Annotated in this window: 3 protein-coding genes; all 3 read left to right on the forward strand. The window is 46.2% G+C overall.

Annotation, left to right across the window (positions count from 1 at the left end; all coding sequences use genetic code 11):
* On the forward strand, positions 1–10,729 hold a 10,729-nt coding region (rtxA, locus tag Xsto_RS19070; protein WP_099126098.1), incomplete at its 5' end, for an MARTX multifunctional-autoprocessing repeats-in-toxin holotoxin RtxA.
* A gap of 531 nt (positions 10,730–11,260) precedes the next feature.
* Positions 11,261–12,358 (forward strand): hypothetical protein, encoded by a 1,098-nt coding sequence (locus Xsto_RS19075; RefSeq protein ID WP_099126099.1) that lies wholly within the window; start codon positions 11,261–11,263, stop codon positions 12,356–12,358.
* A 191-nt stretch (positions 12,359–12,549) separates the two neighbouring features.
* Positions 12,550–12,909: hypothetical protein (locus tag Xsto_RS19080; protein ID WP_141554543.1), on the forward strand; the 360-nt coding region annotated here is incomplete at its 3' end.

The raw sequence follows: 12,909 nt of genomic DNA on the forward strand, positions 1-12,909 counted from the left end.
GACCCATGTTGGCGATGGCAATACCGTGGGTTTTGCCAAAGGTACGCTGAACCTGATGACCAAAATGGGAGACGGTCTGGCGGTCAATGCCGCCTGGGGTGATGCCAATATTATGACCCATGTGGGAGCCGGGGATCACTATAACTTTGCCAGAGGGAAAGCCAATCTGGTGACCAAGATCGGCGATGGACGTGCGGTTAGTGTTGTACAAGGCTCGGCTAACATTTTGACTCATTTAGGTCATGGTGATGATTATTCCGGCGCGTGGGGTAAAGCGAATGTGATCACCAAAGTGGGGAATGGCCGTCAGGTTACACTGGCTAAAGGTGATGCAAATATTGTCACGCATGTGGGGCAGGGTGACAGCTTTAATGCCCTGTGGAGCCAAAGCAATGTTGTCACCAAAGTGGGTGATGGTATGCAGGTTACTGCCGCGAAGGGTAAAAGTAATATCACAACCAGCATAGGAAATGGCCTGAGCGTGGTTGCTGCCCACGGTGATTTGAACGTAAATACCAAAGTGGGCGATGGTATCTCGGTCAATGTGGCATGGGGTAAGCTCAATGTCAGCACCAAAGTGGGTGACGGACTGAATGTCTCGGTAATGAAAGGCACCGGCAATGCCAACATCCATGTTGGTGACGGGATGAATATTCACGCTTCTTATGCCCGTAATAATGTCGCCATTCAAATCGGTAACGGGGATTTTTACAATCTGGCGCTGGCCTCCAGCAATACGGAAAGCCATAAACTGGCAACGCTGTTCGGTAATATCAAACAGACATTACTGGGAGCTATGGGCAGTCAGGGAATTAACTTTCTGGTGCAGGGTGATGAAGCCAATACATCGGGCAGTTACCGTGGGCGGGGTGCCATCAATTTGCCGGAAATAAACAACCTGAAAGGTTTTGAACTGACGGAAATCGGTGAAGTCAGCTCTACGCTTTCCACTGATCTGCATGCTTCGGTGAGCCAGCTGAAAACACCGGATGTCGGCAGGCTGGAAGCCATCATGAACGGGGAAGAGCAACCTACGAAAAATCAGAAGCCTAACCTGATTATCAACGGGGATTTCGAGGCCGGTACACAGGGCTGGCAAGCGACCAACGGGATTGAAGCCCAGCATCCGGCGGCGTCTTATGGGCTGGATAACGCAGGCCACGGTAGTCATGTGACTGAACTGGATGCTCATGCCAACACCACCATTTATCAGGATCTCCACCAGCTTAAAGCGGGAGAAGTCATTACCCTTGATTTTGACTTTGCACCGCGTGCAGGCAGCACCGATGATAACGGTATAGAAGTGCTCTGGAACGATCAGGTTGTTTTCTCATCTTCGGACGATAGGATCGCCTGGCAGCATAAACAACTGGTACTGGTTGCTCAGGCGGGCAGTAACCGGTTGGCATTCAGCGGCACCGGCAGAAGTGATGGCCGAGGTTACATTCTGGATAACATTGTTGCATGCTCAAATCGTTCTGGAAGTGTCAAAGTGAAGCAGACACCACAAACTTCAGTGGCTGGTGAGGTACTGGATGATAAGGAGAATGCTGAAGCTGACAGTGAACGACTGATGCAGGAGAAAGAACAACAACTGGCGGCGATTGCGGATACTCAGAATCAACTGGAAGCAACGGATCTTGATGCCCTTAATACGAACGGTCTGGCACAGCGTGATGTCATCAGGCAAGAGGAGCAGGCTATTACTGATGATCTACTGGCAAAAGCTAAGGCGCTGGAAAGTCTCGATAACCAGCCAAACGGGCATCATCAGGGAGATTCCGGTACACAATGGCGACATGATTATGCAGGCAGGTTGTTGGATGATCTCCAGTCACAACTGGATAAAGCAAAAAACCTTGCCGATCAGCAACTGGAGTCTTCAAATTCATCTATTCTGCAACACCGGAATCAAATCGATACAGCTCTGGAAAAATCGGAAGCGGGTATTGTCAGAAGTGAACAGAATCAACGGAATGCGCAGCAGGATATTACAGATGCCCGCAGCCGGGCAGAATTCCGGTCGCAAGAGGCACTGTCACAGCAAAAACGGGCTGCACAGGCTGCCGCTGATGGGTATAGCGCTGCCCAGCAGGCAGAGCAGGATGCTGCCATTGAAGCGAAAAACAGCAGCCAGAAAACCGCTCGCAGAGAAAACAAGGGGAGTGGTTTGTCCGGCTTGGCTTATGAACCAAGTGGAGCAGAACATACCGGTAGCCATATTGCTCAGGATATAGCTGCGCAGGGTGAGGGGCGTTTCAGGCTGGAACTCCCGGAGTCAGACGATAATCTGGTGCCATTGGCGGATGCAAAACAGGCGCTGGATCGTTTACAAATTAAAGCAGGCATTATTTCCAGAAAGACAAATATTGAGCCTACCCGACAGCCAGATGAGCAGCCCCGCAATATCGCTCTGCCTGATGAGGTTAATCGGGAAATTGATGCGTCTGAAACCCTGAGCAGGGCATTGCCTGATATTTCAGCTACGGTGACAGATAAGCTGGAAGCACTGGGGAATGAGCGTTTAGCCAGGGATTATGGTTTACCGCAAAACAGACAGATATCGTCAAACTCTGCCTCACTATCCACGGTTACGGCAAGGGCACAAAAAGTCGCGGATATCTATCGTTGGCTGGATAGTGACACTGAGCGGCTGATGGATTTTTCAGCGGATGATTATATCCCTGTACCGGGAATTGCCCGTATTGATACCGAGTTTTATGAGAGTCATCGACAAAAGATGATCGATTATATCGAAGGTTATCTCAACAGTATTAAACACACTATTCCCCGGACTCAGGTATCCTCACTGGCAAAATTATTTGTGGAATCCACCATTGATTATGACTGGGATAAACGTGTCCGTTTCATGGCTCAGTTGGAGCAGTACGGCTACCATTTTGATCCGGCTGACAGTGAACAAAGTGTGGTGACATTGCGTTCGGGGAATAATTCCCAGCAATACCGTGAGTTGCTGAATGCTGCCCAGCCTAATGGAAAGAAAGTCGTTTATGACACTGATTTACCGGGGCATGCGTTCAGTAACACATTGAGTGAGCGACTGCTGGATTGGGCCTCACATTCGCTTGACCCTCATGATATTCGTCAAAAAGAGCAGCAATCAGCCATTGAGGCCTCTGTCCGCAGCAATATGGGGCTTTGGAGTTCAGTGTATGCAACTAAAGCCCGCGGGGATGTCTATGTGATAGCAGAAGGTGGTCTGCTGTTGGGTAGCACCTTCTGGAACCTCGAATTACCGGTACTCCGCCAATTACAGCGTGAAGGGATGGTCGGTGAGATCCGTTTACTGGATAAACCCGCTTCCGAATATAAACATTTGCCATTGAAACAGATAGGCAGCCGGCTGAACGATAATGATATTGGCATGAAAGTACGTTTCGATGCCCTGAATCCGGTTGAGCAACAAAAATATCGGGAGATAAATGCCGATCATTATCAGCCGGATACATTAGTTGATTTGAACGTCAGGCTGGGTGCTATTGATAGTATGCTGAATAAAGCACTGCCGTTTTATCGTCTGCGTTCTGAACTGAATATTCTCATCCGTGAAGGGGCAGATAATACTTTTGAAGTGCATTCATGGCCGGAAAATCGTCATTCTCCGATTAAGATGATTAAGGTGGAAAACCCGAAAGATCCGGCACAGCTTAAAGTCATTGAACAATTCATTCTGGCTAATTATGAGAGTTATGACCAGTTCCCCAAAGAACTGCATTTCGTCGAAAATAATATCGTTTCTTATGATCAACGGCGTACGCGGGTTTTGGCTGAAAAAATTAACGGTCGCTGGAGTTACCGCCCATCTGCTGAATTGATGTCAGCCGATGAATTGCAACAAAAGGCTTACATAAAAGGTAAGCCAATGGGTGAAAGTTACCGTAACGTCATTGACGCGCTGCAACGTTATGAGCAGGCACTGATGGAAGACAGGGATTATTCACTGGATGCCATCGAAAAATTAACTTACCTCTGTCAGCAGGTTGAAGGCTATGTGCTTGGGCACGCGGATTCAAAACGGACTCCGGCGATGCAACAACTGTTATCCCAGATTTATGGACGCCTTTCTGAATCCATGACTCTGGCGGAGCCGACACTGCGAAGTTCAGGTGAAGGCAGCTTCAGCGAACTGTACAACAAACTGTCCAACTCTAAGCTCAGTGATTCCAAACACCTCTATATTGATACGCAGGGGGATTTCGTCACGCAGGGCCGATTCAGTGTGAAGATAGCCAAAGACACTGCGGGTAAGGGAGTCAGACTGGTTATGGAGTCCGTTACCCGGGAATATGGACAGGACGTCACCAACGCCATTTTCTCCAAACTGAAAGCCAGTGATCTGGCAAAAGATGGTATCGGGATCGATATTTCAGGCCTCAAAAAAGTCCATCGGGAAATTGAGCGTCACTTATCGCCGGTCAGCGCCACCCTCTATATCTGGAAACCGAGTGATCACAGTAGTGTGGGACATGCCGCGCTGCAAATTGGTCACGGACGTGTGAAAGTCAGCCCTGAAGAAGTCAGGGATTTCAATGATATGAACTATGTGAGCTGGTGGCCGGCAGGTAGTAAGTCCCTTAATTTACAGGAACTGATGGAGACAAATAATAGTCAGTCTGATTTTCGGATCCGCTGGCGTGACCTCAGTATGCCCGCTCATCAGAATCCGGCTTTGAGATATGACGTTGCCTCCGAAGAAGATGATGATTTTGGCTTGGTTGATGGCTCAGATGAACTCAAAGAATTCGTTGAAAAACTAAGGGCCGTAAAAGGCGTGGATGCCAAGTTTAAGGATGTCAGTGAAAGTTTCGCGATGGCTGCACTGGCTAATCCTGAGATGCTTAAATCGGCTGAGATACCGCCTCATATTTATCAGCCATTCCTTGCCCAGTGGCGGGATGACAATATGGATATGCAGGAAGTGGCTCAGCGTTTTGCCGAAGTACTGCGTATGGCAGCAGAATTGCAGAATTCTAAACGCATGGAGCATTTAATTGGCAATGTGACGCGCCAGTTCGCTGAACGAGAATTGGCTGACATTAACGCTTTTAAAGATGGCAAAGCCGATCAGGGACGGGTATTCCGCATCAATCTGGAAGGCCTTGATGTAGCGGCAATGCAGGCTGAGTGGGAAAAAATCAGCACAGACCCGGATGCGCGCTACCAACTTTTCGCCAAAAACTGCTCAACGGTTGTTGCCCGTGTTCTGAAAGCCGGCGGTGCAGAAAATGTTCTCGGCCATGCGTGGCGTCCCGGATATGGTATCTGGAAACCTAATGATCTCTTTCAATTTGGTCAGGCATTGCAGAAGGCTACACAGGCTGAGCGGATCAAATATAAATATCGTCGTTTGAATAGTGATGGTGTGGGACGGATCCTGGACCAGCCGGATGATCTTTATGAAGAGATACTGGAAAAAGTGGCGATTGAAAATGATGGCTCACCATTACGTGACAGTGAGCCACGTAACCCGCTGGCACGCTTTATGAATAATGAGCTGTACGGGATGAGAGATGATCGCCGGCGTATCGGTAAAGCAGTGCAAATAGGGCTTAGCCGGGCAATTGAGCGAAAGATGGCAGAAAAAGTCACATTGCGTGGTGAAGCGGGGCGTCTGGAAGGTTATTACCATCTGAGTGCTGTGGAGCCGTCCGACAAGGTTGTTCTGTTTATTCATGGTTCAGGCTCTTCCGCAGAAGAACAAGCCAGTAAAATCCAGACGCATTATCAACAGCAGGGTGTTGATATGCTGGCTGTCAGTATGCGTGGTTACGGTACCAGTGATGGTCGCCCCAGTGAAAACGGTCTGTATCAGGATGCGCGTACCATGTTCCGTTATCTGGTCAACAATCGTGGTATTAAACCAGAAAATATTGTGATTCACGGCTATTCAATGGGGGCACCGATTGCCGCTGATCTGGCCCGTTATGTTGGACGAAGAGGGCAACCTGTTGCCGGCCTGCTGTTTGACAGACCGATGCCCAGTATGACCAAAGCTATTACGGCTCATAATATCCTGAATCCGACAGGGGTGGTTTCTGTACTGGCAAAATCGGTTAACGGAAAATTCTCAGTAGAGAAGAACCTACAGGGGATTAGCAAAAAGACACCTATTATGGTGCTTACTGGTCGGGACGGGCTGGGAACCGAAGGCGAAAAACTGCGTACTAAACTCATTAGTACCGGTTATAACATCTCTGGTGAACATACTTATCTGGGACATGATTCCAGCCGCCGGATGATGGAACTGTACGCTAATAAGATCGTTACCAACTTGTTTGAAAGCAACTCGCTTGAAAGCAACTTGCCTGAAAGTAATTTGTCTGAGACTAACGTGCGAGAACAGGAAAGTATTGCTATCAAACGCATCAAGAACGATTTGAAGCGTTATATGCAGTTTTTACAGTCCCATACAGATAAAACCGGCAGAGTATACGATCTGCGGGCGACAAAAAAATTCCTGTCAGGCTACGGGCATAATCGGGCTGAGCATCTGGTTGAGAGTTTCCATGCTGATATGGGGATTAAGCAACTGGTGGATCTGCTACTGAAAGGCAACTGGACAGCGGAACAGAAAGGTGCGTTATCCTGGGAAATTGAAAACCGGGCACTGAAACTCAGCTTGCGGCCAAGAATGGAAAAACACAGCCGTTTGTTCCGGGATGTTGCTTCTACTGGTGTTGAGGACTTGCAGGCAAATGAACATCTGGCTCCTCAACTGATGTTGTTGAATCTGTCCAATGATGGTTTCGGCGGGCGCTGTATGCCGCTGTCAGAGCTGGTTCTACTGGCAAAACATCTTGAGAATGACGGGCAGGAGAATGTCAGCAATGATTTTCTGAAAAAACTCTACTCTGCGGCTTCCGTCCTCAGCCATCCGGAACTATATGCTGAATCGGAACAAGCGAACGCCAGTAAATTGCTCGGTGCACTCTCTGCACTTTATATCCGCGCACCAATGTATGACAACACGTTCAGGGCATGGAAGAAAAAACTGATTGGTAATCAGGCATTAACCGTGAAGGATGTCATCGACGAAATTACAGTGCCTAATGCCGATGGCCGGTCGATTTTACTTGAGCTGAATACATCGGATCATGCTATGGCGGCGTGGTCAAAAGACAGCAGCGGAACGCGGATGTATGGTTTCTATGATCCTAATGTCGGCATTGTGGAATTCTCCTCAGCAGAAAAATTCAGCGCTTATGTTAAGCGTTTCTTCAGCCGTTCTGGCATGAATATGGCGCAATACTACGGTATGCCTAAAAATGAGCATCAGGAAAGCTTTTTCAATCAGGTGATTGTTGTGGATGGCCGGGCGTTGGCCTCTTATCGTCCGGTTATTGATGACAAAATGAACCTGAGAGATATTCTGGCAATGGAAATCTTTGATGGCTCACCCATGAAAAATGCTTTAGGTACAGAACGTCCGCTACATAACCAAAATGTCTCTTCGTGGGAAGACATTACCGTCACACCGCAACCGGAAAGCGGAAGCAGCCGTTTTGACAGCCAGATCATTATCCAGACTGAGAATGATCCGGTTGTTGCCAGAGCCGCGGCTAATCTGGCAGGGAAACACCCTGATTCCAGTATCGTTGTGCAGTTTGACTCTACTGGCCAATATCGGGTGGTATACGGTGATCCAGCCAGACTGACAGGTAAACTGCGCTGGCAGATTATCGGTCACGGGCGTGAAATTACTGAATTAAACCATACCCGCATGGGGGGCTATAATGCGGCTGAATTAGCGATCAATTTAAAACAGTTCAGCCGTGATTTCCGCTATGGCGGAACACCGGAGCATATCAGTCTGGTGGGATGTTCTCTGATCAGTGATGATAAGCGCGATGGCTTTGCCCGTCATTTTATGACTGAACTTAAACAACAGGGCATCCGCGCTTCAGTCTCTGCGCGCAGTAGTAATATTGCTGTGGATAATACAGGTCGTAAATATACCAGAAGGGATGCACAGGAACAGTGGGGGCATAAGCTGCATGACAATAAAACGGTTCTTAGCTGGAATGCTAACGATGAACTGGAAACCCGCTCAGAACGGGTACGTCATGGAATCTCTGAAAGTGACATTGTACTTGCGCGTATAGGTAGCCGGAATACCAATACAGCCGCCACCGGCGCGATTGCCGATAACAATGAAACCTTTCACTCACCCCGTAAGCGCCTTGTACTGGATAACGATGACGCGAGCAGGCCACCAAAAAACAATCAGCTAAGTTATTCCGGCAATGTTCAGCTGCAAATTGGTGACGGAGAATTTACCTCCATTAATTGGGGAACCACAAATGTCGGCCTTAAATTAGGAACGGGAGGCTTTAAGTCTCTGGCGTTTGGCGATAATAACGTCATGGTTCATCTGGGAGACGGTGACAGCAAACACAGCGTGAATATTGCCGGTTATCAGGCATTGGAAGGCGCACAGCTGTTCATCGGCAACCGGAACATCAGCTTTAATCAGGGGCGCAGTAACGATCTGATTGTCATGATGGATAAATCTATTCCGACTCCGCCCATGCTTAATCCGTTTGACGGCGTATCCCGAATGTCAGGCGTTTTGCAGGATATCTCCGGTTCGTTCTCTTCTCCGGGCTGGCTGGCCGCTCAGGAAGAGCAATGGACAATCGCCAGTGTGAAAAAATACCTACAGGATATGTCAGGGCTGGATTTGACCAGCAGTGTGGACTACCGTTCACTGACTGAGATGGGTTCTCAGGAATTACGCAGTGGCCGTGGCCTGAAGAACGATATCGAAAGCGCACTGAACAAAAAATACAATCAGTGGCTGGGAGGAGAGGCGCCGAAAGTCAGTAATCTCAGCCGGGCAGACCGATTCCGACAGGCCAATGAAAAACTCGCCTTTAACTTTGCTGTTGGCGGACGTGGTGCGGATATTCAGGTGACAACCGGCAGCTGGAATTTTATGTTCGGTGACAATATTCAGTCGCTGCTGGATATTAATCTGGGATCGCTGTTTGGCCTGATGACCCAGCAGTACACAACAACAGGGCTGGCGAGAACGACATTCACTTATAGTGTTCTGGATTTACCGCGCCAGCTAAAAAATAAACTGTTGCGGAGCCTTGCCCGTGTTGATGCAGATACCACTTTAGGCGAAATCTTTAATGTGGATTACACCGCGGAAGGTCACATTATCTCCCGAAACGGTCAGCCTTTGGATGGCGTTGCGGTTATACAGGAGATGCTGGAGGTCATCAGCGGCTTTAGCAGTGATCAGTTAAAGGCGCTTATTGATCCGCAAACCCTGAAAGATTACATCAAAGAGCATTCGGCGGCAGATACTGATGCCCTGAATTCTTTCCTTGAAAATCACGGGCTGAAAACGAAAGCCCCTGTTGATGACCAGCCAAAACAGGCTGAAGAACAGCCCGGAGACAATGTACAGCCAGAACGCACAGCCGGTTTTAACTCATTTAATCTGCCAAACCTGTTTGCAACCTTATTCAGCCAGAAAAAACAGCAGGACATGCAAAATCTGGTCACCAGCCTGAAACAGAACCTGACCGCAGATTTACTGAATATGCAGGACAAGACCTTTGATTTCCTGCGTAACAGCGGTCATCTGCAAGGTGACGGTGATATTCACGTTTCTCTGGGTAACTATAACTTTAACTGGGGTGGTGACGGTAAAGATATGGGCGCTTATCTCGGCGATAACAACAACTTCTGGGGAGGCCGTGGTGACGATGCGTTCTACTCGCTCGGCACTTCCAATGTTTTCACCGGCGGTGAAGGTAATGATATGGGCGTTCTGATGGGACGGGAAAACATGATGTTCGGCGGAGCCGGAGATGATGTTGCCGTGCTGGCTGGCCGTATTAACTACGCCTATATGGGCAAGGGTAACGATCAGGTCTTTGCCTTTGGTGAAGGCGGAGTCATTGAAGGGGGAGAAGGACGTGACTATATCGTGGCCTCCGGTAACTTTAACAGTATCGATAGCGGGGAAGGGCAGGATTACGTCGTTGCCATCGGTAACAACAATCAGGTGGCACTCGCAGAAGGCAATGATTTTGCGACGGTATTCGGCAATGAGAACCGGATTGAAGGTAATAAAGGCAATGATTCCATCAAACTGATGGGTTATCACGCCCTGATCAATGGTGGAGAAGGAAACGACCATCTGATCGCCGATGTGGTTTCCAAATTCAGCCAGTTGAATGGGGGTGACGGTGATGATCTGTTGGTACTGGGGGGATATCAGAACCGCTTTACGGGGGGGACAGGTGTGAATAGTTTTGTCGTCAGCGGTGATGTAATTGATAACATCGTTGAAGATATCAAATCCAGCGACAAAATTATCTTCAATAACCTGAACTGGCAGAACCTTTGGTTCCAGCGCAGCGGCTATGATTTGGTACTGCTGACAGCCCGTCATGTCACGGATACCTCTGCTCAGGGGCAGTTTGAAGCTACCGGTTCGGTAACTTTCAACGATTACTTCAATGGCAATCAGGCGGATATTATCACCCGGATAGGGGATAAAGATGCGAGAGGAGAACGCGAATTCACTGCACTGTCAACTCATGCGGTAGATTCACTGGTGCAAGCCATGAGTGGATTTGCTCCAACAGTCGGAGACAGTGGTTTTATGGATTCTCTTGATAACCAGACGAAATCCTCAATTGTCGTGGCTTGGTCAGATACAACAATCGGCAAAGACAGACTGATTTGATGTTGTTTTATACCCAATGAATTTACTCAGCCAAAGGCTGATTTCCGGTGAGAGGCTGAAGCCTCTCACTTATTTTTCATGAGAATAGACGCAGCATGTTTGATTGAAGTGAACGAAATTAACAAAGAGACAATATGAAACATAATAAACATGTTAATTAATTTGAATTATTAAATGATTTTATAAAAATCATACTATGAAATAATAACAAATTTTTATTTTTATTTTTATTTTAATAGAAGTTAATGATTTTAATTTCTTTAACTAATGTGATTTTATTTATGGATTTACTCTGGAAATATCTTAGTGTTAGGTCTAGTATTTTATATATGTTTAGTGTAAGTCGTGACGCTCACCATTTTTAAATGTAGTTAATCTATATGATATTGAATGGTTTTTATATTAATAATTATGTGGTTATATTTCCGTAGGGTTATACTCAATGGATTTATGTTTTTTTGTAATAATAAAAATAAGCACTTCATTAAAATGATGATTATTCTTATTCTTTCTTTTTAGAGGGTGATTATAATGAATTTAAAACAAAATAATGATTTAATAATAACCAAGCTTTCCACTTTTACTCTTATATTACTTGATGGAAAAAGGGAAGGTGAGCTATTTGCTAATGGAAATATGCAACTTGGTATCGCTATTGATATACTCGCTGCGGATGTTAACTCGTATAAAGTAACATTATCTCCTGAACAATTAGATAGCATTGAGTTAATTGATACAGTAACGCACGAAAATTTAACTGGTGATTGGACATACAGCTCTGAGGAAAACGATTACTCTCACACGTATCCACGAGGTGATGTAACCAGAGGCATAAATTTATCATCTGGAAGAGACACCACCATTGATAATGAATCTCAGCGAAAAGTTTATTGGTTGAAAACAAAAAAAGAGGAAACTAAGAAAATCATCGCGAAAATTACATTGTGTGGGAAAGAATATTTATCAGATCATGCCCATGCAGAAGGATCGCATATTGTTGTTCACGGTCGTCGAGCAATTGTTTACGATTCTAGTGATCTTGGTCATGAGGTTGCACTCAGAATAGACAGTGGCAAATATGAATATAAAACGACTGTTATTAAACATTATATTGATGGTGATGATGTCCCTCAATCGCCTAGTTATAAATACTTTGAATGGATTAAAAATAATTATTATATATATCCTATGAATAATGGTCAAAAGGTTGATGTGCAGGATGTGGAGATTCAAAATACCATAAACGATAATAATCCTCCCATGTATGATTACCTAAGATTCACCCACCACACAAGAGCTAACCACTTTTACCTTTGGTTTCTTTGGGGATTATATCAAGATAAGAAAATCGCTGGAGCTGAATATCGAAGATGGGAATATCAGTATTGCCAGTATTTCTCAGTATTAAACGAAGCTACTCCGCAAGTACGTATAGTAACAAAACCCCACGAAAAGAAGGCTATTAGTATGAGTAGGTTATATTTCGAAAGTCCAGAAGATGGTTTTTGGAAAGATAAAAATGACCAAATTCCAAAATTCAAATTCCATGATCTCTATGGTAATGAATCCGTCTTGTTAGAAATTATTATGGATGATGCTGATAGTTTTCATTTTCTGGACGCTGAATGATATATATTTCATAAAAAAGTAAGGGTATATAATGTAGATGTTAAAAATAATATTTATATTTTAGTCGAGACTGACTATTTGAATATTATTTTATGGTTTTCCAAAATATTTTTTATTTCTGTCACTGCCGATAATTTAATATATGCCAGATGGGACACTATTTACATCCTAATTTTAATAAGGTGATAAAGATGAGCACTGAATTCTTTTCTCAGGCCTCGAATTTTCAGAGCACCGCCGCAGGCCGTGTCGATCCGCGCACGGGGCTGTTTAATTATGTGATGCCGGTGGCGCACCTTATCGGCAATAACCTACTGGGGCCGGAGCTGACCCTGGCGCTGGCATACAGCCCGCTGAATTCAGCGGATATCGGCTTTGGCATCGGTTTTTCCCTCGGGCTGACCCACTACGACAGTGACACAAAAATGCTGCAACTCTCCACCGGCGAGCGCTATAAAGTGGATGAAACGGATAAGGCCGTGACCTTACTCCAATACAGGCAGGATGTGGTGCGGTTTGAAAAAAACGGGGCGGAGGATGCGTATCAGGTG

This window comes from Xenorhabdus stockiae (genome assembly GCF_002632825.1).
Classification (GTDB): domain Bacteria; phylum Pseudomonadota; class Gammaproteobacteria; order Enterobacterales; family Enterobacteriaceae; genus Xenorhabdus; species Xenorhabdus stockiae.